We start from the raw sequence: 20,414 nt of genomic DNA, 5'->3' as shown, positions 1-20,414 counted from the left end.
TGGCGGCGAACGTGACGCCGGCCCGGCTACGGGACAACTACGAAACTACTGCGGGAGGCCAGAAAAGACGGCCTCGAAGGGGAAGGGCTGGCGGGCCACCCTGAATGGATGGCCCGGCGGGGCAGGGTGTTACGTCGGAACAGGTAGTGCTGCTTACTTGCGCAGCGAATCGAGGTCGATCACGAAGCGGTACTTCACATCGCTCTTGAGCATGCGCTCATAGGCGTTGTTGATGTCCTGCATCTTGATCATTTCGATATCTGACGTAATGCCATGCTTGCCGCAGAAGTCCAGCATTTCCTGGGTTTCTGCAATACCGCCGATCAGCGAGCCCGCGAGACGGCGGCGCTTCATGATCAGGTTGAACACTTGCGGCGACGGGTGATCGTGCTCGGGCGCGCCCACCAGCGTCATCGTGCCGTCGCGGCGCAGCAGCTCGATGAACGGGTTGAGGTCGTGCTGCGCGGCCACCGTGTTCACGATCAGGTCGAAACTGTTGGCGTGCGCCTTCATCTGCTCCGGGTCCTTCGAGATCACGACTTCGTCGGCGCCGAGGCGCTTGCCGTCTTCGATCTTCGAGGGCGACGTGGTGAACAGCACCACGTGCGCGCCCATGGCATGCGCGAGCTTCACGCCCATGTGGCCGAGGCCGCCGAGCCCCACGATGCCGACCTTCTTGCCGGGACCCGCGCCCCACGTGCGCAGCGGCGAATACGTGGTGATGCCCGCGCACAGCAGCGGCGCGACGGCGGCGAGTTCGAGGTTTTCCGGCACGCGCAGCACGAAGGCTTCGTCCACCACGAGCTGCGTGGAGTAGCCGCCGTAGGTGATGTCGCCGCTCACGCGGTCGTTGCCGTTATAGGTGCCGACGAAGCCGTTCTCGCAATACTGTTCGAGGCCTTCGGCGCAGCTCGGGCAGGTGCGGCACGAGTCGACGAGACAGCCTACGCCGACGAGTTCGCCCACCTTGTACTTCGTTACGCCGTTGCCGACTTCGGCCACGCGGCCCACGATCTCGTGGCCCGGCACGACCGGATAAACCGTGTTGCGCCATTCGTCGCGCGCCTGATGCAGGTCGGAGTGGCACACGCCGCAGAACAGCACGTCGATACGGACGTCGAGTTCGCGCAGGTCGCGGCGCTGGAATTCGAACGGGGCGAGCGGTGAGGCGGCGTCGCGGGCGGCATATCCGTGAGTTGGGTACATGTGCGTCTTCTCCTGTTGCATGGGTGTTGCGGCAGGTTCCCATCGTAAGGACCGGGGCCCACCCAGGGAATACCTGAAGCTATCGAAGACTTGCCTGATTCTCCTGGCGCCCGGCGCATTCGCTGGTTCGGTGATAGATTGGCAAGCCTGTTTCTCTGCCTGACTTCATCTTTTGGGGCACAACCGATATGGGCTACGTCAAAACCCTCGCGGCGGCGGCCATCGCGCCGGCAGCCGCCACGCAGGCGCGCACGGTCGATCTGCTCATGCAACTCACGCAGCGCGACGGCGTGCACGCAACGCCGGTCGAAGGCGTGCGGCTTTTCCGCGGCAGCGAGAGTCATCCGCGCCAGCCGGTCATGTACGAACCGAGCATCTTCATCGTCTGCCAGGGGCGCAAGCGCGGCTTTCTCGGCGACCAGGTCTTCATCTACGACGCGCAGCAATATCTGGTCCTTTCGGTGCCGATGCCGTTCGAGTGCGAGACCGAGGCGAGCCCCGAGAAGCCGATTCTCGCCATTTCGATCCGGGTCGATCTCACGATCGTCGCGGAACTGCTCATGGCGCTCGACGACCCGCGCCGCGCCGTGTCCGAACCCTCGGGCATCTACGCCACGCCGCTCGACGCCACGCTCTCGAACGCCGTGCTGCGCTTGCTCGAAGCGCTCGCGCAGCCGCGCGAAGCGCGCATTCTCGGGCCTTCGATCGTGCGCGAGATCTGCTACCGCGTGCTCATGGGCGAGCAGGGCGACGCGATTCGCGCGGCGCTTACGCATCAGCATCACTTCGGGCGCATCGCGAAGGCGCTGCGGCGCATTCACACCGATTACCGCGGCGACCTCGACGTCGAAACGCTGGCCTCCGAGGCGGGCATGAGCCTCGCCGTCTTTCACGCGCACTTCAAGGCCGTCACGTCGACTTCGCCCATGCAGTACGTGAAGACCACGCGCCTGCATCATGCGCGCCTGCTGATCACGCACGACGGCCTGACCGTGAGCGCGGCGGCCACGCGCGTAGGCTATGAAAGCGCGTCGCAGTTCAGCCGCGAATTCAAGCGCCTGTTCGGCATGAGCCCCGCCGACCAGATGCGCCGCACGCGCGACGCCGCAGCCGCCGCGGCCGCGCCGCGCGTGGAGGTATTGCCGCCGCGCTATGTGACGGCCGTGTGACGCCCGGCGGGCGCTGGCGCTGTGGCATTCGATTCGCACATCGAAACAATGACTCGAGGGTGACATAAAGATGAAACGGTGCCTGCTGGTCCTGATTCCGCTCGCCGACGAAGATCTCGCCGGGTTTGGCGAGACTTTCGACGTGATCTACGCGCCCGACGCCGACGCGCGCGCCAAAGCGGTTGCGCAGCGCGGCAAGGACGTGCGCGTGGTGCTAACGAACGGCACGACGGGCCTCAGCGCCGACGAAATCGACCGCATGCCCGCGCTCGAACTGGCGGGCGCGCTTGGCGCGGGCTTTGAGAACATCGCGCTCGATCACGCGCGCAAGCGCGGCATCGCGCTATGCAACGGCGCGGGCGTGAATGCCGACTGCGTGGCCGACCACGCGCTCGCGCTGCTGCTCGCGGCCGTGCGCGCCGTACCGCGGTTCGACGCGGCCTGCCGCGCCGGCATCTGGCGCGACGCGCTGCCCATGCGCCCAACCGTCACGGGGCGGCGGCTCGGCATTGTCGGCTACGGGCATATCGGCGAGAAGGTCGCGCGGCGCGCGGCGGGCTTTGACATGGAACTCGGCTATCACAACCGCAAGCCGCGCGAAGGTGCGCAGGCGCGTTACTTCGAGAGCGTGATGGCGCTCGCGCGCTGGAGCGACTTTCTCGTGATCGCGACGCCGGGCGGCGCGCAAACGAAGCATCTGATCGACCGCGACGTGATCGATGCGATCGGGCCGCAAGGTTTTCTCGTCAACGTCTCGCGCGGCAGCGTGGTGGATACGGCCGCGCTTGCGCTCGCGCTGGAGGCGGGCACGCTGGGCGGCGCGGGGCTCGACGTTTATGAGGGCGAGCCGCAGCCGCCCGCCGCGCTCATCGGCCTCGACAACGTCGTGCTCACGCCGCACGTGGCCGGCTCGTCGCCCGACGTGCGCGCCGCCACGGTGCGCCACTTCGCCGAAAACGCGGCGCGGCACTTCGCGGGCGAGGCGTTGCTCACGCCGCTTTGAAGGCAGCCACGGGGCCGCGCGCGGATGCCGGCCGCGCATGACGTATCATTCCGCCTGACTCCAGAGCGGTGATATCGAAGGCTCAAAATGAAAACGCTGATCGGCGCGCTGCAAGAGCACGCGGCCCATGTCGTGAACCGCTTCTACGAGGAGTTGGGGCGCCTGCCCAAATCCCGCCGCATCCTCGAAATGCTTTCGGGTGACGAACTCGCGCACCTGAAGGCGCGCCAGGTGCAGAATCTCCTCGCGCTTGCCGGTCTCGGCCTGACCGCGCGCGAGCACGAGGAAATGGCGCAGCGCATCGGCCGCATTCATGCCATTGTCGGGCTCGACAAGGAAGAACTCGCGCGCAGCCGCGGCATTCTGCAGGAGCTGATCTACGCGGACGTCGGCCGCACCGTGAGCACGCAGCAACTCGCGCTCTACGCGCGCCGCCTGACTTCCGACCTCGCGTGGCAACTCAAGGCATATCAGGCCGTGCAGGATTCGCAGCAGGAGGCGCTGTTGCGCATCACGCGTCTTGTGTGGGAGGCGGGCAGCTACACGAATTTCATCGATCAGGTGATCGCCGCGCTGGCGGCGCATGACGAAGTGAGCGCCTGCGCCATCGGACGTCCCGACGAAGCGGGCATTTTTCACTTCGAGGCCGGCGCGGGCGGCAAGACCGAAGGCGGCATGCTCAACGTGCTCGCCTCGCACGATCAGATAATCAGCGTGCGCGCCGATCATCCGCAAGGACAGGGCGCCGTCGGGCGCGCGTGGCGCAGCGGCAAGCCCGAGCGCGTGATCAACTATCAGACCGATCCGCTCGTGGCGGCATGGCGCGATCTCGCGGCGCGCGAAGGCGTACGCTCTTCAGTGGCGATTCCGCTGGCCGCGCCGGGGCAGCCTCCGCTTGCCGTGCTCTGTTTGTATAGCGCGTTTCCGGGCGGCTTCGTCGGGCCCGATCAGGTGGCCTTCGTCGATATGCTGCAAACGCTGCTCGGCTTCGCCGCGATGCGCTTCGCGGGCAGCGACGGCCTGAGCGCCGCCGTGCCGATCAGCGTACGCCAGCATTGGGCGGCGCTCGTGCGCACCGGCGCGCTGGAAATGCATTATCAGCCGCTGCTCAGCCTCGCAACGGGCAAGGCGACCAAGGTCGAAGCGCTGGCGCGCCTGCGCGACGGCGAGCGCCTGCTCGTGCCCGACGAGTTTCTCTCGGCGCTCTCCTCCGACGATCTGCTCGCGCTCTTCGTACGCGGCATTGAACAGACGCTCGCCGACCGCGAACGCTGGTACGCCGAAGGCCGCGACCTCGACGTTTCGATCAACCTCCCGCCGGCGGCGCTCAACGACATCCGCTATTTCGAGTCCACCCGCACCGCACTCGCCGCGCACCGTTGCCCGGCTGGGCGGCTCACCCTGGAAGTTCTGGAAAACGAAGCATTGTCGCTGAGCCAGGGGCAGCGCGCCATTCTCGCGAAATTCCGTGAACTGGGCGTGCTGCTCGCGCAGGACGATCTCGGCGCGGGGCATAGCGGCCTTACGCGCCTGCGCGAATTGCCGTTCGACTGGATCAAGCTCGACCGGGAGATGGTCCAGGTGAGCGGCGACGGCGCGCTCGATACGCTACGCGTGATCTATCAGTTGACGCGCCTTGGTCATTCGCTGGGCAGGCTTGTATTGGCCGAAGGCGTCGACACGCTCGACCTGCTGCATGCGCTCGCCATTCTCGGCGTGGACGGCGCGCAGGGATACGGCATTGCGAAACCGATGGAAGGTGCGCGCCTCATCGAATGGCTCGACACGACGCCGGCCTTTGCTGCGGCCTCCCCGAGCCGCGCGGGAACGGAAAGCCCGCTGGCGCGGCTCGCGCGCTTCTTGATCTGGGAGGAGCGCATGCGCATGATCGCGGCCGCACCCGAAGCGACGCACGAGCTACTGCGCGCGTTGACGGGCGAAGCAGGCGAGGGCGGCAGCGCACCGCTCGCGCGGTCGCTGGCGGGTTTGGGCGACATTCTGCCCGCGGGCGCGCAGCGCGATGCGTTGCATCGGCAGGCGGTCGGCGCGCTGCTGACCGAAGGCCCGAACAGCGAAGCGTGGCGCGTTGCGCTGCAGGGGCTGATCCAGGCCATCGCGGCGGCTCGCTAGAAGCGCGCGTCAATCCTGCAACGCGAGCGCCACATCGCCTTGCGTGGCCGCGGACTGCTTGCGCTGCAGCACGGCGATGCATACGAGCGAAGTGGCCGCGAGCGCGCTGTAGAACAGCGCCAAAGGCCACCATTGCCCCGGATAATCGTGCGCGAGCAGCGTGCCGACGAGCGGCGTGAGACCGCCCGCGAGCGCCGCGCAACATTGATAGGAGATCGAAATAGCCGAGTAGCGCACGCGCACCGGGAACGCATTCGTCATGAAACCCGCCATCACCGCGTACGAGCTGGACATGCACATCACCGTGATCGCAATGCCAACCACGATCGCGACCGGGCGGCCCGTGGAGACGAGCATGAACATCGGGTAAGGCGAAATCATGGCCAGCGCGGCGGCCAGCACAAGGAAACGCCCGGCGCCCACGCGCTGCGCGAACCAGCCGGAAAATAGCTGCGTGAAAAGCTGGATGAACGCGACGATGAAAAGGCAGTCGAGAATCAGCGCGCGGTCGAGGCCGAGCGTTTGCGTCGTGTAGTTCAGCATGAAGGTGTTGACGAACCACGCGCCCGCCACGCCGATCACATTTGCGCCCAGGCACAGCAGCACGGCGCGCCACGAGTCGCGCAGCACTTCGACAATCGGCAGCGCCGCGGTTCGGCGCTGCGTCTTGATCGCCTCGAATTCCGGCGATTCGCCCACGCCCGAGCGAATCAGCAGGCCCACCACGAGCAGCACCGCGCTCGCGATGAACGGCAAACGCCAGCCCCAGGCAAGGAGCGCGTCATGGTCGAGATGCGCGACGCTGCGAAACGCCAGCAGCGCCAGAATCAACCCCGCCGGGCTGCCGAGTTGCGCGAACGAAGCGAGAAATGTGCGCTTTTCCTTGGGCGCATGCTCGCCCGCCATGAGCACCGCGCCGCCCCATTCGCCGCCAATCGCAATGCCCTGCGCCACGCGCAGCAGCACGAGCAGCGCCGGAGCCAGCGCGCCGGCGCTCGCGTAGGTCGGCAGGAAACCGATGCCCACGGTGCCGACGCCCATGATCGACAGCGTGGCGACGAGCGCCTTCTTGCGGCCGATGCGGTCGCCAAGATGCCCGAACACGAGCCCGCCGAATGGACGCGCGAAAAAGCCCACGGCAAAGGTGCCGAACGAAGCGAGCGTGCTGTAGAACGGCTCGTGCGAGGGGAAGAACAGCTTGCCGAAGATGAGCGCCGAAGCGGTCGCGTAGATGTAAAAGTCGTACCACTCGATGGTGGTGCCGACGAAAGCGGCGAGCGAGGCGCGGGCGGGTTGGCGCGCAGGGGTGTTGCCGGGGCGGGTCATGCATGTCTCCTTGATCGGGGTGAGCCGGCTTTAGCCGGTCTGTATTCCGCTTTTTCGTTGAGGTCCGATGAAACGCTAAACACTTGCCGTCGTTTCGGTCTCCTTGACAATGCCGGATTCGAAAAGCCGCTGCTGCGTATCGGCGTCGATGCCTAGCGCGTCCATCACGGCGCGCGTGTCGGCGCCCAGCGCGGGTGGAAGCGTGCGATAGGTCGGCGGCGTGCGCGAGAGCTTCACGGGAGCGCCCGTGCCGCGATAGCCTTCCATTTCGACGATCATGCGGCGGTGTTGCGTATGCGGATGCGCGGCCACGGCATCGACGGTCTGCACCGGGCCGCACGGCACGCCGGCCTGGATCAGATCGCGCGCGAGCGGCTCGCAGTCGTGCGCGGCCAGCCGCGCTTCGAGTGCTGCCTTGAGTTCGGCCCGATGCGCGCAGCGACTGCGGTTATCGGCGAAACGCGGGTCGTTGGGGAGGTCGGGTACGCCCAGGTGCGCGCAGAGCTTTGCGAACTGGCGGTCATTGCCCACGGCGAGAAAGATCGGCGCGTTGGCCGTGGCATAGCTGTCGTACGGCGCGATGTTCGGATGCGCGTTGCCGCTGCGTTGCGGCGTGCGGCCGTTGCCGAAATAGTTCGGCAAATGCGGATGCAGGAGCGACACGCCGCAATCGTAAAGCGCGATATCCACCGACTGCCCGAGGCCGCTCTTTTCGCGTTCGGCCAGCGCGAGCAGAATGCCCGCGAGCGCATTCAGGCCCGTGACCATGTCCACGATCGGCAGGCCGATGCGCAGCGCGGGGCCGTCGTGCTCGCCGTTCACGCTCATGAGGCCCGCCATCGCCTGAATCACGGCGTCGTAGCCCGGCAGGCCGCCGAGCGGGCCGTCCGGGCCGAAGCCCGAAATCGCGCAGTGGATAAGGCGCGGAAAACGCGCACGCAAATCGCGCTCGTAATCCATACCCCAGCGCGCTAGCGTGCCCGGCTTGAAGTTTTCGACCAGCACGTCCGCGCCTTCGAGCAGTTGCCAGAGAATCGCCCGGCCTTCTTCGCGCGAGAGATCGACAGCGATGCCCTGCTTGTTGCGGTTCACGCCCACGTAGTACGACGCCGTATCGCCGACGAAGGGCGGCCCCCAGCCGCGCGTTTCGTCGCCATCGGGCGGTTCGAGCTTGATGACTTCGGCGCCGTGGTCGGCAAGAGCCTGGGTGCAGTACGGGCCGCCCAGCACGCGGCTCAGATCGATCACGCGCAGGCCGTGCAGTGCGCCGTTCACGCCGGTTGATCCGGAGTCCTTGATAGTGCTCATCGTGCGTCGCCTCGGTGTGCCGGGATCAGTTGCATGGCCTGATCCAGCGTTAGCGCGCATTCGTCCACGAGCGCGCGCAGCGTCGCGGCGTTTTCGTCGCGTTCGTCGAGCGCGAGCGGGTCGCGCGGCAGCAGCTTGTGGCGCACGAGCATATGGGCGAGCGCGAGGCGCCGGAAATCGGGAGCGACGTGCGAAATGCGCGCGGCCTCGCACGCCATGAGGGCCGCAGTCGTGGCGTGATAGAGCGCGCTCGCGGCCTGACGTACCGATTCGTCGCGACCGCATTCGGCCACGCTCACGAGTGCCGCGCCCGCGCGGTCGAACACGTCGCGCAGGAGCGCTGCGCTGGCATCGGGCACGCCGCTTTCGGCAAGCTCCGCATGCACGTGTTGCGTGAGCGCTTCGAGTGCGCCTTCGCGCTTCGCCGCGCGCGCCACGTCGAGCGCGACGATATTGCTCGTGCCTTCCCAGATCGAGCCGAGATGCGCGTCGCGCACGAGTCGCGGGTCGCTCCACTCTTCGATATAGCCCACGCCGCCGCGCACTTCCATGGCGTCGCCGGTGACGCGGCGCGCGTCGCGGCACGCGCGGAACTTGATGAGCGGCGTGAGAATGCGCACGCACTTCGCCGCGAGCGCGTCGCCTTTATCGGCGCGCGCGAGCAAGGTGGCGATGTGCATGAACATCGAGCGCGCCTGTTCGGCGGGCAGCATCATCTTGAGCAATTGACGCTGCATGAGCGGCATGTCGATCAGCTTGCGGCCGAACGCTTCGCGGTTGCGCGCCACGTGCAGCGCTTCGGTCACGGCGCGGCGCATGAGGCCCGCGGCGCGCACGCCGTTCGACAGCCGCGACATGTTGATCATGTCCGCCATCTGATGAAAGCCGCGGCCCACTTCGCCGATCAAGTACGCCTGCGCGCCTTCCAGCACGATCTCGCCGCTCGCCATGGAGCGGCTGCCGAGCTTGTCCTTCAGGCGCACGATGCGATAGGCGTTGCGTGTTCCGTCGGCGAGCGTTTTCGGCAGCAGGAAGAGGGCGAGGCCCTTGATGCCCGGAGGCGCGTCGTCGGCGCGCGCGAGCACCATCGCGAGATCGGCGTCGGCGTTCGAGCAGAACCACTTGTCGCCGTAAAGACGCCACACGTCCTCGCCATCCGCATTGCGCTCACGCGTGGCGCGGGTGGCGATGCGCGCGACGTCCGAGCCTGCGGCCTGTTCGGTCATGAACATCGCGCCCTGGTAGAGCGTGTCGAAGTCCTGCGAGGCGAGCATCGGCAAATAGCGCGCAACGAGTTCGGGCGAGCCGAAGCGGCGCAGCGTGCGCGTGAGCGAATCGGTCATGCTCACGGGGCAGCACAGCCCGAATTCGGCCTGCACGAACAAATAGGTGAGCGCATATTTGACGAGCGGCGCGGGCGCATTCTCGCGATGGCTCATGGCCGCGAGGCCAAGCTCCGCATACGCGACGCGTTCGAGCGCGACATAGTCGGGATGCTTGTCGATGCGCTGGATCGCTTCGCCGCTGCGCGTGCGCTGTTCGAGCGTGGGCGGATGCTTGTCGGCGACGAGCGCCAGTGCGTCGAGTTCGTCGGAGGCGCGCTGGCCGAGCGCGACGAGCCGCGCTTCGAGCGCGCCGAATGCGGCTTCCCCGAGGTAGCTGCGCAAAAGGGGCGCGAAGCCGGGGTCGCTCGTGTAGAAGTTGATGCCGCGGCTATCGGGAATGTTGGCCGAGCCGCTGGGGGCCGGGCTTACCTGTGCGGCCTGCGTGGCGAAGGCGGGTCGATCGCTCATCGTGTGCTGTCTCCGTGCTGTTTTGCGCTGCGATTGGGCGTAGCTTAGGCGCGGCTTCGATAACGGTCCAATACAACCGATGTCATGTACGATAAGCGCTATCTATCGATGGAGCGCGAAGGAGCCCGCCATGGAACTCAAGCAATTGCGCTATTTCGTGGCCGTCGCCGAAGAACTGCACTTCGGGCGCGCGGCGCGCCGGCTTTTCATTTCGCAGCCGGCGCTGAGCTTCGATATCCGCAAATTCGAGGAGCAGCTAGGCGTGCAACTGCTCGAGCGCACGAACAAGGCTGTTGCGCTGACTAACGCGGGCAACGTGTTGCTGGAAGAGGCGCGGCGGCTGCTGGAGCAGGCCGACGAAGTGCGGCGCATCGCGGCGCGCTCGGCGCATGGGCTGGCCGGGCGGCTGCGCGTGGGCTTCGTCAATTCGATGCTTTATCGCGGGCTGCCGGCGGCGGTGCGGCGTTTCGAGGCCGATCATCCGGCCGTGGAAGTGGTGCTTCGCGAGATGAACACGGCCGAACAGGTGCAGGCGCTGCAGCGCCTGCAGATCGATCTGGGCTTCGCGCATTGGGGGCGCTTTCCAGCCGAGGTGGAATCGGAGGTGCTGTTTTCCGAGCCGTTCCTATGCTGTTTGCCGGAGGGACACAAGCTTGCGCGCAGGCGGCGCATCGAACTGGGGACGCTCGCGCGCGAACCGTTCATCCTGTTTCCCCGCTCGGTGTCGCCGCACTATCACGACCAGATCATCGCGACTTGCGTGGAAGCCGGTTTCAGCCCGCAGATTCGCCACGAAGCGCGGCTCTGGCAAACCGTCGTGACCATGGTGGAATTCGGCATGGGTGTGGCGCTCGTGCCGGCCGCGCTCGGCGCTGCGGGAGGCGGGGGCGTGGTGTTCCGGCCGTTGGGTAGCAATCCTTATGAATCGCAGGTGCTGCGACTCGTGCGCGGCGGCGAGGCGAATGCGTTGGCGCAGGGGTTTGCGGGGTATCTTGGGAGAGGCAAGGAAACCAGGGCGGACGCTGCGCCGCCCAGGGCTTGAGCGCCAAACCTCAACCGCAGGTCCCGATCTCCCCGCACGCCGTACAAAAATCGCACCCATCTTTGCGGATCACCGCATTCGCCCCGCACGACCCGCACTTGCGGCCGAGCATCGCGTGGGCAAACGCGTGCTGCGTATCGGCGGGCAGCGCGTTGTCGCCATCCAGCACCTGGTCGCCGGGCTTCTCGGCGTCGGTCCGCGCGTTGCCAGTGTTGCCGGGGAATTGCGCGGCCAGCGCGCCGTCGCGCCGCTGCGCGAGCAGCCGCGACGGCACCTGGCGCCCCTCGGCATCGAGAAAGCCGCGCCGATGCAGAATCTGCTGGATCGCATAGGCGATGGCCGCGACCTCGGAGTCGTGCCACAACGGTATGCGCCGCCCGTCGAGGCGTTGCGTTTCGCCATAGCGCACCTGGCCGCGATCCCACGACACCTTGCGCAAATCCTGCAAGTTTCGCGCGACGAAGCCGCCGCGCGCCGCGAGCGAGAGCGAACGCATGGTCGCCGTGATCCATTGCTGCTGTTCGTCGCGCTGGCCCACGGGAATGAAGAATTCGATAGGCCGCTCGATCGTCATGGCTTCGCCGCCAACCTGGCCGGTCACTTCGAGGAACGACACCGCCACGTAGAGCGATACCTTGCCCGTCTGCGTGATGTATTCGATCTTCTCGATCACGGCGGGCAGTTCGCCCTTGGGCCGATGGTCGATCGCGACCCGCAGCGGGTCGAGCACCGTGTCGCCGAGCGCGTCGTCGGCGCTTGCCGCCGTTTCGGGGGGCAGCGTTTGCAGCACCGCGCCGAGCGTCTCATTGGGCCGGTAGGTCGCGAGTCCCTTCAGGCCACGCCGCCATGCGTCGAGATAGAGATTCTCGAAGTCTTCGAACGGATAATCAGCCGGCACGTTGACGGTCTTGGAGATCGACGTATCGACGTACGGCTGCACGGCCGCCATCATCGCCACGTGTTCCTGCGCGCTCATTTCCAGCGCGCTCACGAAATACGCGGGCAACGCGTTCACGTCGCCGCCCAGTTCGCGGTACACGCGCCAGGCGTGGTCTTCGACGTTGAACGTTTCGCGGCTGCCGTCGGCCATGCGGCGCGTGCGCTGGTAGGTCCACGAGAACGCGGGCTCGATGCCGTTCGACACGTTGTCGGCGAACGCGAGGCTCACGGTGCCCGTGGGCGCGATGGAAAGCAGATGGCTGTTGCGGATGCCGTGTTCGCGAATCGCGGCCTTGAGGTCGTCGGGCAGGCGCGAGGCGAAGGTGCCGTCTTCGAGATAGCTGACGGCATCGAAAAGCGGAAACGCGCCGCGCTCGCGCGCCAGTTCGACGGAAGCGCGATAGGCGGCGTCGCGCATCGTGCGTCCCACGCGCGCGCCGAACGCGCAACCTTCGGGCGTGTTGTAGCGAATGCCGAGCATGACGAGCGTGTCGCCGAGTCCCGTGAAGCCCACGCCGATACGCCGCTTGGCCGCCGCCTCCGCCTGCTGCTCGGCGAGCGGCCAGAGCGTGGCATCGAGGACGTCGTCGAGAAAACGCACCTGGGTGCCGGTGCGTTCGGCGAGTGCGTTCCAGTCGAAATCAGGCTTGCCGCCGCGCAGTTGCGCGAACGGCTCGATCACGAAGCGCGTGAGATCGAGCGGCCCCAGGTTGCAGCAACCGTAGGCGGGCAGCGGTTGCTCGCCGCACGGGTTGGTCGCGCGGATGCTTTCGAGCGCGCGCAGGTTGTTGTCCTCGTTCATGCGCGAGATGAACACCACGCCCGGCTCGGCCACGTCGTAGGTCGAGCGCATGATCGTGTCCCACAGCGCGCGGGCGCGCGTTTCGGCGTAGACCCAGAGGCCGTCGTCGCGGCGCCGCAGGTCGCCCGAGGCGCGCAACGCCGGCGACGGCCCGGCGCGATGCACGAGCTGCCAGGGCGCGTCGTTTTCCACGGCGCGCATGAATTCGTCGGTCACGGCGACCGAGACGTTGAAGTTGTTCCAGCGCCCCTTCGAGTGCTTGGCCTCGATGAATTCGGGCAGGTCGGGATGATCGCAGTCGAGCACGGCCATCTGCGCGCCGCGCCGCGAGCCCGCGCTTTCCACGGTGCGGCACGAGGCGTCGAACACGTCGATATAGCTGCACGGCCCAGACGCGCTCGATCCCGTCGACTTCACATGCGCGCCGCGCGGCCGTATCGCCGAAAAGTTGTAGCCCACGCCGCCGCCGCGCCGCATGGTTTCGGCGGCCTGCAATAGCGCGACGTAGATGCCGGGGCGGCCCTCGTCGTCCACGCCCTGGATGCTGTCGCCCACCGGCTGCACGAAGCAGTTGATCAGCGTGGCGTCGATGCCGGCGCCCGCCGCGCTCATGATCCGCCCCGCGCCCAGCGCGCCGTTGCGCAGGTTGTCGACGAAACGCGCCTCGACTTCGGCGCGCAGCGCGGGCGGCTCGACCTGCGCGACGCCGCGCGCGACGCGGCGGTAGATGTCGTCGGCGGTTTGTTCGTCGCCTTTGGCGTACTTCTCGAGCATCACGTCGAGCGAGAACTGCTGCGGGGGAAACGGAAGCGGGGGCGTGTTTTCTGCCATGGCCGGGCCTCGCGAAGCGCCGCGCGGGCTGCGTCGGTTGAAGGGCGCTGGAACGGGGTTCGCAGCGCAGCGGCAGTGCCGCAATCGTTCAACCTTACCGCAGCGGCGCGCGGCGTGCACGGCGGCGCGAGCGCGCATGCGGCGGCGCCGGACCATGCCATTGTCGCGGCGGCCAAAGCGGCTCTGCGGTTACACTGCTCCCGCCTGCACGCGGGCACCGAACGGGAAGAAGGAAGAGGGAACTGGATGACGAACGAAACGGCGCCCGTGGTCTACCGTGACACGGTGCGGGCAGAGTGGGTCGATTACAACGGCCATTTGCGCGACGCGTTTTACATGCTGATCTACAGCTACGCGACCGACGCGCTGCTCGACGCCATCGGACTCGATGCGGCAACGCGGGATGCGCGCGGCCGGTCGATGTACACGCTGGAAGCGCATCTGAACTACTTCCGCGAGATCAAGGAGGGCGCGCGGGTGCGCGTCGACGTTCGGGTGATCGAGCACGACGCGAAACGCGTGCGCCTGTATCTGGAGATGTTCGCGGGCGATATCGACGATGCGGGAGCCTCGCCCGTCTCGGCGAGCGAGCAATTGCTCCTGCACGTGGATCGCTCGGGCCCTCGCGCGGCGGCCTTGGACGCCGATGTGCTCGGGCGCGTGGCGGCGTTGCGCGCTGTGTCCGGGGGTTTTGCGCCGCGCCATGCCGCGCGGGCGATTTCGCTGGCGCCTCGTGCACCGCATTGAACACGCGCTGCCGACGCCGCTGCGGCTACGTTGCCGCCCGTTCCGCGCCGATGAGGTCGCCGAACACTTCGGCTGCGATCATGACGGAGGCATTGAGCGGCGCGGGGCGTTCGGCCGGCTTGAACACGGCGTCACCACGGCGGATCTTGCGGCGCGACACGGCGCAGGTGCCCGAAGAATGCGCCGAACGACGGCGCCAGCGCTGTTCGCCATAATGACAGCGCCCGGGTTCGACCCAGCGGATGACCAGCGCCGTATCGGTCTGTTCGAGGATCTCGATACGCTCACCGTTGGCTCCGTCAAGCGAGAGGCACGCTTTTTTCTTCATTGTCGGCTCCGTAAGTGTGGTGCCGCGAATGTATTCCTGCGCGCCGACAAGTGCCATTCTATCGCCGTTGAAACACCATTCCATTATCCGCAACAATCGACCTGCGACACGTTGCAATTAACGAAGGAATGGGGGTTGCGGGGGATTTAGGGTCGACATCGCGAATTTGTGCAACGCACTGTTGTATTTAACGCGACATCGAGGGGCCCCGAAAACGGGCGCCTGGAGGGCGTTCCACGGTAGGGACGGAACGGCTGGGGCGGCTGGGAATCAGAGGGAAGACCGGGCCGGTTCGACCGGCTTGCTGCGTCGCGGTGCTGCTGTGTCGCGGCTGCGCCGCCACGAAATCCGAGCACTTGTTTTTGAATATTCACGAGGTTACATGATTCATCGTCCGCCTGCTCCGAACTCCGCAAACGAGCAGAAAATCCAGCGCGCCGCTTCCGCGGCGCTGTTCGCCACGCTCGTCCTGCTGGCGCTGTGGATCGTGCGCGAGTTCCTGCCCGCGGTGGCCTGGGCGAGCGTTTTCGCCATCGTCCTGTGGCCCGCCTATCAGTCGATCGAGCGCCGCGCCTGGTTCAAGGGCCGCAAGACGCTGATCGCTACGCTGCTCACGGCGGCGATCGGCTTGCTCGTGGTCCTGCCGATCGCCGTCACGGCCATTCAGGCCGGCGGCGAGGCCCACGAGCTTTACCTCTGGCTGCGCTCGGCCCAGGAGAACGGCGTGCCGGTGCCCGACTTCGTTTCGCATCTGCCGGTGGGCAGTCGCCAGGTGGGCGACTGGTGGCAGGCCAATCTTGCCCAGCCGCTCAAGGCTTCCCCGGCGATGAAGCGGTTGCACGGCGATACCATCGCTTCGTTCGGCCGCCACTTCGGCGCGCGCGCCGCCCACGCCACGGTGACATTCGGCTTCACGCTCGTCACGCTGTTCGTGATCTTCCGCGCGGGACCGCGCCTCTCGGCCACGGTGATGCGCGGTGCGCGCCGCGCCTTCGGCGCCGACGGCGCGCAGCTCCTGCAGCGCATGGCCGCCGCCGTGCGCGCCACGGTCACGGGGCTCGTGGTCGTGGGGCTGGGAGAGGGCGTGCTGCTGGCCGCGGCCTATATCGCGACCGGCGTGCCGCATGCGGCGCTGCTCGGCACCGTGACCGCCATCGCGGCCATGCTGCCGTTTTGCGCGCCCATCGTGTTTTGCGGCGCGGCGCTGTGGCTCGTCGTCCAGGGTTCGCTGATCGCCGCCGCCGCGCTCGCGATCTGGGGGTTCGTGGTGGTGTTCGTCGCCGAGCATTTCGTGCGGCCCGTGCTGATCGGCAATTCCACGCGCCTGCCGTTTCTGCTGGTGCTGTTCGGCATTCTGGGCGGGGCGACGACCTTCGGCCTGATCGGCATCTTCATCGGCCCGGCGCTCATGACCGTCCTGATGGTGCTTTGGGTGAACTGGGCGGAGTGATGCGTGTTGCGCGACGAGGCGCGCCGTGCGCCTCGCTCAGCGCAAGCAGCCGAGCGTGTACTTGAGCGCGGCCGGCAGCAGTTCGCGCCACACCGGCCACACGTGGCCGCCGTCCACGATGCGCAGCGCCGCCGTATTGCCGGCCTCGCGCAGCCGCGTGTAGAGCAGCGACGACTCGGCCTGGATCACGAGGTCGTCGTCGCCGGCGGCGATGAAGAACGGCACGCGCCAGGGCCGCGCGAAATAGGCCTTCCAGAGCGCGGGATAGTTGAGCGTGCGCCAGATCTGCGCGTCGAACTGATGGTCGCCGAACACGCCCACGTGCCGCGCCGCCGAGCCGGGCGGCGGATCGCTCGCATAGACCGCCGGCGACAGCAGCAGCGCGCCGCAGAACATGTCGGGGTGCTCCAGCGTGTAGCGCAGCGCGCCGAATCCGCCCATGGAGACACCGCCGATCGCGCGGCCGTCGCGGGCGTCGTCCACCGCGAAATGCGACTCGATCTCGGGCAGCAGGTCCTGGAAGAACGCCGTCTCCATCCTTTCCTTGCGGTCGACGTACCAGTCGGTGCCCCCTTGCGGCATCACGATCACCACGGGCGGAATCTCGTGTCGCGCGATCAGCGCGTCGGCGGCGCTCTGGAGCTGGCCTTGCGTGATCCAGTCCATCGGCTCGCCGTTGTTGCCGTGCAGGAGATAGAGCACCGGGTAGCGCCCCTGGTCGGCGCGATAGCCGTTCGGCAGATACACCACGTAGGGCCATTCGCGGTCGAGGGCCGCGGAGTGGAACGTGCGGACCGCGATCGTGCTCGCCGCGGCAGGCGCGGCCGCCGCGACGAATGCCGCGCAGGAAAGTGCGAGCGGGAGCAGCACGGTGCGAAGGAATCTGCGCATGGCAGGAACATCGAGGAAGGTGGCGCGCCGGCGGCGCGGGGTCATCATGCTAGCAGCCGCTCGTGCGCGCCGGAAGCCGTGATCGGCGAGCCGGCGCGCGGTTGCGACCGCGGGCTGCGGTGGTTCACGCGGAAGCTTTGGCGCGCGAAGGCAGCAGACGCTTGAGCGGGCCGGGGGCGCGCGCGACGAGCAGCAGCGCGGTGATGGCCACGGCGTCCGCACAGAGGCCGAGCGGCACGTTCAGATAGCCGTCCGTGTACCAGTAGAGCACGGAGTCGACGGTGAGCGAAATCACGGCGCCGGCCACGAACGAGAGCATCCCCTTCTGCCCGACGAGGCCCACCCAGGGCAGCGCATGCGCCGCGCGCTTCGCCCAGCCGAGGCGGATGAAGTGCGCCGTGAGCCACGCGATGCCAAGGAAGTTGAGCGCGCGGAACCAGGCGAGATTGCGCTTGAAGTCGCTGTCGAGCGCGACGTTGCCAAGCTGCAGGCGATAGATCGCGGCAGCCGCCACGACGGCGAGCGCCGCGACGGTGACGAGCGTGCCGAAGCGATGCGCGCTCACCCGCTGGAACACCGGTTGCGCCTGCGCGATCACGCCGAGCACGAACATCAGTTGCCACGCGAACGGGTTGAAGTCCCATGGCACGTCTTCGACGTGCGGCAGCCACGGCGCCAGGTGCGGCGCGACGCCCCAGAGCGCGAGGCTCACGGCCAGCAGCAGCCAGGGCCGCGTGCGCGCAAGCGGCAGCGCGAGCGGCGCGGCGAGCGCGAAACACGCATACATCGGCAGCACGCCGGCCAGATACGGCTGGCGCCGCAGCAGCACGATGTCGCGCAACGCGGCGGCGGGCGCGAGCGTGAGATCGTCGAGATCGGTGGTGGCGAGGTTGGGGGCATCTACGTTGCACGCAACGAGTATCGCCGTGACGAGCAGCATCAAGAGCGCCGTGACGACGAACGCGCGGTAGATCTCGAAGGCGCGCTTGATGAAGCGCTGCCGCGCCGCGGCCTCGGTACGGCGCGCGCAGAGCGCGGCCCACGCGGTGGCCGTGGCGAAGCCGCCGAGGAAGACGAACACTTCGGCGGCGTCGCACAGCGCGTAGGCGTGCAGCGTGACGCGCGAGACGATGCTGCCGCCGATGTGATCGACGACGATGATGAGCAGGACGAGGCCGCGGAAGAAGTCGAGTTCGACTAGACGATTGGATGACTTTGACATGTTGGTGCAGCGGGCCGGGCGCGCATGAGGCGCACGAGGCGGCCGATGATGCGCACGGACCGGGCGGGCAGATGCTGGAAGTCCCTGCCCGGGACGATCAGGAAATCGGAAATTCGGGCGAGGTTCGCGGGGCGTCAGGCGCCGGGAACTTCGTTAGGGCCGCCAGGATGGTTGCGCGACAAGCGCAGGAAAAGACCTCAAGAATACGCCAGGGTTCCCTTGACATTGGGGTTTACGTTGATGCCGCCGATACTACCGTAATTTCAAACGCCTTTCATTGGGCATTGCTAGTGCGTTGTTCAAGTTTCCGGGGCATGTGCCGATAAGGCAGGGGAAGGGGCACGACCGTGCTTTACGCAACAAACGTCGCCATGACGCGGCTTTGCGGGCTTTCCCTCCGCCGTTCGATAAAGGATTCGTACGGCGAGAATTCGTGTATTTAACATTTGTTTCAAAGTGTTCTCCCTGGGCTGTTTCCGGGAAGTTGCGCTTTACAATGCCGCATCAATTTTGAGATGGCACGTTCGTTCGTTACGGCGGCAATGACGTGCGTTGAAATATTTATCGCTCGAGATGCCGTCACCTTGAACGCATATCGAAGCGACCCGGCGCGGGCGAGCCGGAACGCCGGAAGGGCGGGAGCGCGGCACACGCAGCAGACCGTCCCAGGCCTCACTCGCTGCGTCGTACGGCGGCAGGTGCCGCGGGAGAGAGCAATGTTCGAAGACGATCGTATCGGCCAGCGCGGTCTTGCGGGTTTCCTGGCCGCGTTGGGCGTGGCGGCCCTGCTGGGCGCCTGTGCCAACATGAACCAGCAGCAACCCCAACAACAGCCGCAGCCCGACACGGCGGCAGCGGCGACGCCGGCTTCGGATGCAACGAGCGCCGACGCCAGCAGCGCGCCACTGGCGGCGAGCGCACCCGTCACGCGCGTGGTCACGAAAACGACGTACGTGCGCGTGCGCCGCGGCGACACGATTCAGCGCATCGCGCAAAAGCACAGCGTGTCGGTCAAGGACCTGACGGCGTGGAACCACCTTAAGCCGAACGGCCATCTGCGCGCGGGTCAGTCGCTCAAGCTGGTTTCGAAGCAGACGATCACCGTGCAGGCCGCCGCCCCGCAAGCGGGCGGCGCAGCGGCGAACTCCACCGCGAACCCGGCGGCAAACCGTCAGGTAGCGGCCGAAGTGGGGCGCCACGCGAGCAGCGTCGCGCTCGTGTGGCCCGCGCACGGCCGCGTGGTCGAGCCGTTCGCGCAGGGCACTACGCGCGGCATCGAGATCGCGGGCAAGGCTGGCGACCCCGTGATCGCCGCCGCGGACGGCAAGGTCATGTATGCGGGCACGGGCCTGAACGAGTACGGCAGCCTGATCATCGTCCAGCACAACAAGGACTTTCTCACGGCTTATTCGCATAACCGCCGCCTGCTCGTGAAGACCGGCGACACGGTGCACCAGGGCCAGCAGATTGCCGAGATGGGCAGCGAGAACAACGACCGCGTGGCGGTGCTGTTCGAGGTGCGCCGGGACGGAAAGCCCGTGGACCCGATGCCGTATTTGCCGTCGTCGCCGCAAGGCTGAGCGCGGCGGCGTGTGGTTAATGTCCGATTTGTGCGGCGAGACCGAGGTCGCCGGCAACCTTGCCCAGCCGCTTGTCCCGCGTCCAGATCGTGACGCCCGGTTGCAGCCGGGCCGACGCGAGCAAACTCGTATCGACGTAGCCGATGCCGCGACTGGACAACTGCGCTTGCTCGATCAGATAAAAGGTTTCTTCCGGTGTGGCGACGGGCACGGCGGGCAGGTTGCGCAGGGCGCCGAGCACGACCTCGCGCTCGCGCAAATTCCCCAGCGAGATTTCGCCGATCACGTAAGCGTGCGCGAGCACGCGTTCATCTGTGAGCAGACCGATCAGCAGGGGATCGGCGGCGTTGAAATGATCGATCCAGATCGACGTGTCGACCAGAATCATTCGGTAACCGCCCGGCGGCGCGGCGCGGCGACGATACCGGGCTGACTGCCACCAAGGTTCGCAAGCCGTTTCGCTGCCTCGCGCTGGATAAGGGCTTTGAGGGCTTCGCGCACGAGGGCCGTCTTTTCTTCCAGGCCGGTATAGGCCTGGGCTTTGGCGATCAAGTCGTCGTCGAGTGTGATGGTGGTGCGCATGGCAGTTACCCCTGAATGCCCTGAATGTGCAGGCACTCAATGTAGCATCAAATGATGCGGTTTTT

At 67.0% G+C, this 20,414-nt stretch carries 17 protein-coding genes; 7 read left to right on the top strand and 10 right to left on the bottom strand.

Going from position 1 to position 20,414, the window contains the following annotated elements; translation table 11 throughout:
• Positions 1 to 153: 153 nt before the first annotated feature.
• Positions 154 to 1,206 (bottom strand): NAD(P)-dependent alcohol dehydrogenase, encoded by a 1,053-nt coding sequence (locus tag U5768_RS16250; protein WP_322031431.1) that lies wholly within the window; start codon positions 1,204 to 1,206, stop codon positions 154 to 156.
• Between the two features lie 188 nt (positions 1,207 to 1,394).
• Between U5768_RS16250 and U5768_RS16245 the strand changes: the two genes are divergently transcribed.
• The 3 genes from U5768_RS16245 (at position 1,395) to U5768_RS16235 (ending at position 5,508) form a co-directional block, all read left to right on the top strand.
• Positions 1,395 to 2,375 carry an AraC family transcriptional regulator gene (locus U5768_RS16245; RefSeq protein ID WP_322031430.1) on the top strand — a complete coding sequence of 327 codons (981 nt, stop codon included), beginning with the start codon at positions 1,395 to 1,397 and terminating at the stop codon, positions 2,373 to 2,375.
• A 70-nt stretch (positions 2,376 to 2,445) separates the two neighbouring features.
• Complete coding sequence (locus tag U5768_RS16240; protein WP_322031429.1) at positions 2,446 to 3,378, top strand: 2-hydroxyacid dehydrogenase; 933 nt, start codon at positions 2,446 to 2,448, stop codon at positions 3,376 to 3,378.
• Between the two features lie 87 nt (positions 3,379 to 3,465).
• On the top strand, positions 3,466 to 5,508 hold the full coding sequence (locus tag U5768_RS16235; RefSeq protein ID WP_322031428.1) for an EAL domain-containing protein: 2,043 nt from the start codon (positions 3,466 to 3,468) through the stop codon (positions 5,506 to 5,508).
• Between the two features lie 9 nt (positions 5,509 to 5,517).
• On the opposite strand, the gene U5768_RS16230 is transcribed toward U5768_RS16235, so the two are convergent.
• From U5768_RS16230 to U5768_RS16220, 3 genes are all read right to left on the bottom strand, one after another.
• Positions 5,518 to 6,834 carry an MFS transporter gene (locus U5768_RS16230; protein WP_322031427.1) on the bottom strand — a complete coding sequence of 439 codons (1,317 nt, stop codon included), beginning with the start codon at positions 6,832 to 6,834 and terminating at the stop codon, positions 5,518 to 5,520.
• A 75-nt stretch (positions 6,835 to 6,909) separates the two neighbouring features.
• On the bottom strand, positions 6,910 to 8,142 hold the full coding sequence (locus U5768_RS16225; RefSeq protein WP_322031426.1) for a CoA transferase: 1,233 nt from the start codon (positions 8,140 to 8,142) through the stop codon (positions 6,910 to 6,912).
• Entirely contained in the window at positions 8,139 to 9,935 is a 1,797-nt protein-coding gene (locus U5768_RS16220; RefSeq protein WP_322031425.1) for an acyl-CoA dehydrogenase family protein, read from the bottom strand. Before U5768_RS16220 ends, U5768_RS16225 begins: the two co-directional genes overlap by 4 nt.
• A gap of 130 nt (positions 9,936 to 10,065) precedes the next feature.
• Here U5768_RS16220 and U5768_RS16215 point away from each other — a divergent pair, with 130 nt between their 5' ends.
• Positions 10,066 to 10,977 (top strand): LysR family transcriptional regulator, encoded by a 912-nt coding sequence (locus U5768_RS16215; RefSeq protein ID WP_322031424.1) that lies wholly within the window; start codon positions 10,066 to 10,068, stop codon positions 10,975 to 10,977.
• Positions 10,978 to 10,987: 10 nt separating this feature from the next.
• Here U5768_RS16215 and U5768_RS16210 read toward each other — a convergent pair whose 3' ends face one another.
• Entirely contained in the window at positions 10,988 to 13,549 is a 2,562-nt protein-coding gene (locus U5768_RS16210; protein WP_322031423.1) for an adenosylcobalamin-dependent ribonucleoside-diphosphate reductase, read from the bottom strand.
• 246 nt (positions 13,550 to 13,795) lie between these two features.
• On the opposite strand from U5768_RS16210, the gene U5768_RS16205 reads away from it, so the two are divergent.
• Positions 13,796 to 14,296 (top strand): thioesterase family protein, encoded by a 501-nt coding sequence (locus U5768_RS16205; protein WP_322031422.1) that lies wholly within the window; start codon positions 13,796 to 13,798, stop codon positions 14,294 to 14,296.
• Positions 14,297 to 14,321: 25 nt separating this feature from the next.
• On the opposite strand, the gene U5768_RS16200 is transcribed toward U5768_RS16205, so the two are convergent.
• Positions 14,322 to 14,624, bottom strand: a complete 303-nt coding sequence (locus U5768_RS16200; protein WP_322031421.1) for a DUF3331 domain-containing protein — start codon at positions 14,622 to 14,624, stop codon at positions 14,322 to 14,324.
• A gap of 382 nt (positions 14,625 to 15,006) precedes the next feature.
• On the opposite strand from U5768_RS16200, the gene U5768_RS16195 reads away from it, so the two are divergent.
• Positions 15,007 to 16,074 carry an AI-2E family transporter gene (locus U5768_RS16195; RefSeq protein WP_322031420.1) on the top strand — a complete coding sequence of 356 codons (1,068 nt, stop codon included), beginning with the start codon at positions 15,007 to 15,009 and terminating at the stop codon, positions 16,072 to 16,074.
• 36 nt (positions 16,075 to 16,110) lie between these two features.
• Here the strand turns inward: U5768_RS16195 and U5768_RS16190 are convergent, their stop codons facing one another.
• Together U5768_RS16190 and U5768_RS16185 are read right to left on the bottom strand one after the other, a co-directional pair.
• Positions 16,111 to 16,965, bottom strand: coding sequence for an alpha/beta hydrolase (locus U5768_RS16190; RefSeq protein ID WP_322031419.1), 855 nt, complete (start codon positions 16,963 to 16,965; stop codon positions 16,111 to 16,113).
• Positions 16,966 to 17,089: 124 nt separating this feature from the next.
• A complete protein-coding gene (locus U5768_RS16185) occupies positions 17,090 to 18,187 on the bottom strand; it encodes an OpgC domain-containing protein (RefSeq protein WP_322031418.1) in 1,098 nt (365 codons plus the stop codon).
• Positions 18,188 to 18,903: 716 nt separating this feature from the next.
• On the opposite strand from U5768_RS16185, the gene U5768_RS16180 reads away from it, so the two are divergent.
• Positions 18,904 to 19,767 (top strand): peptidoglycan DD-metalloendopeptidase family protein, encoded by an 864-nt coding sequence (locus tag U5768_RS16180; RefSeq protein ID WP_322031417.1) that lies wholly within the window; start codon positions 18,904 to 18,906, stop codon positions 19,765 to 19,767.
• Positions 19,768 to 19,783: 16 nt separating this feature from the next.
• Here the strand turns inward: U5768_RS16180 and U5768_RS16175 are convergent, their stop codons facing one another.
• Together U5768_RS16175 and U5768_RS16170 are read right to left on the bottom strand one after the other, a co-directional pair.
• Positions 19,784 to 20,155, bottom strand: a complete 372-nt coding sequence (locus U5768_RS16175; protein ID WP_322031416.1) for a type II toxin-antitoxin system VapC family toxin — start codon at positions 20,153 to 20,155, stop codon at positions 19,784 to 19,786.
• Positions 20,152 to 20,349 carry a type II toxin-antitoxin system VapB family antitoxin gene (locus U5768_RS16170; protein ID WP_322031415.1) on the bottom strand — a complete coding sequence of 66 codons (198 nt, stop codon included), beginning with the start codon at positions 20,347 to 20,349 and terminating at the stop codon, positions 20,152 to 20,154. Before U5768_RS16170 ends, U5768_RS16175 begins: the two co-directional genes overlap by 4 nt.
• Between the last annotated feature and the right edge of the window lie 65 nt (positions 20,350 to 20,414).

The sequence above is a fragment of the Paraburkholderia sp. J76 genome, from assembly GCF_905220295.1.
Taxonomy (GTDB): Bacteria; Pseudomonadota; Gammaproteobacteria; order Burkholderiales; family Burkholderiaceae; genus Paraburkholderia.
Note: the sequence above shows the minus strand (reverse complement) of the source record. Positions and strands in the feature narration are given on the sequence as shown.

Excerpts from the sequence above, each read along its gene's own strand:
- U5768_RS16195 (WP_322031420.1), top strand. The coding sequence starts at position 15,007 with ATGATTCATCGTCCGCCTGCTCCGAACTCCGCAAACGAGCAGAAAATC.
- U5768_RS16180 (WP_322031417.1), top strand. The coding sequence starts at position 18,904 with ATGTTCGAAGACGATCGTATCGGCCAGCGCGGTCTTGCGGGTTTCCTG.
- U5768_RS16175 (WP_322031416.1), bottom strand. The coding sequence starts at position 20,155 with ATGATTCTGGTCGACACGTCGATCTGGATCGATCATTTCAACGCCGCC.
- U5768_RS16225 (WP_322031426.1), bottom strand. The coding sequence starts at position 8,142 with ATGAGCACTATCAAGGACTCCGGATCAACCGGCGTGAACGGCGCACTG.
- U5768_RS16240 (WP_322031429.1), top strand. The coding sequence starts at position 2,446 with ATGAAACGGTGCCTGCTGGTCCTGATTCCGCTCGCCGACGAAGATCTC.
- U5768_RS16210 (WP_322031423.1), bottom strand. The coding sequence starts at position 13,549 with ATGGCAGAAAACACGCCCCCGCTTCCGTTTCCCCCGCAGCAGTTCTCG.
- U5768_RS16185 (WP_322031418.1), bottom strand. The coding sequence starts at position 18,187 with ATGTCAAAGTCATCCAATCGTCTAGTCGAACTCGACTTCTTCCGCGGC.
- U5768_RS16190 (WP_322031419.1), bottom strand. The coding sequence starts at position 16,965 with ATGCGCAGATTCCTTCGCACCGTGCTGCTCCCGCTCGCACTTTCCTGC.
- U5768_RS16170 (WP_322031415.1), bottom strand. The coding sequence starts at position 20,349 with ATGCGCACCACCATCACACTCGACGACGACTTGATCGCCAAAGCCCAG.
- U5768_RS16215 (WP_322031424.1), top strand. The coding sequence starts at position 10,066 with ATGGAACTCAAGCAATTGCGCTATTTCGTGGCCGTCGCCGAAGAACTG.
- U5768_RS16235 (WP_322031428.1), top strand. The coding sequence starts at position 3,466 with ATGAAAACGCTGATCGGCGCGCTGCAAGAGCACGCGGCCCATGTCGTG.
- U5768_RS16205 (WP_322031422.1), top strand. The coding sequence starts at position 13,796 with ATGACGAACGAAACGGCGCCCGTGGTCTACCGTGACACGGTGCGGGCA.
- U5768_RS16200 (WP_322031421.1), bottom strand. The coding sequence starts at position 14,624 with ATGAAGAAAAAAGCGTGCCTCTCGCTTGACGGAGCCAACGGTGAGCGT.
- U5768_RS16230 (WP_322031427.1), bottom strand. The coding sequence starts at position 6,834 with ATGACCCGCCCCGGCAACACCCCTGCGCGCCAACCCGCCCGCGCCTCG.
- U5768_RS16245 (WP_322031430.1), top strand. The coding sequence starts at position 1,395 with ATGGGCTACGTCAAAACCCTCGCGGCGGCGGCCATCGCGCCGGCAGCC.
- U5768_RS16250 (WP_322031431.1), bottom strand. The coding sequence starts at position 1,206 with ATGTACCCAACTCACGGATATGCCGCCCGCGACGCCGCCTCACCGCTC.
- U5768_RS16220 (WP_322031425.1), bottom strand. The coding sequence starts at position 9,935 with ATGAGCGATCGACCCGCCTTCGCCACGCAGGCCGCACAGGTAAGCCCG.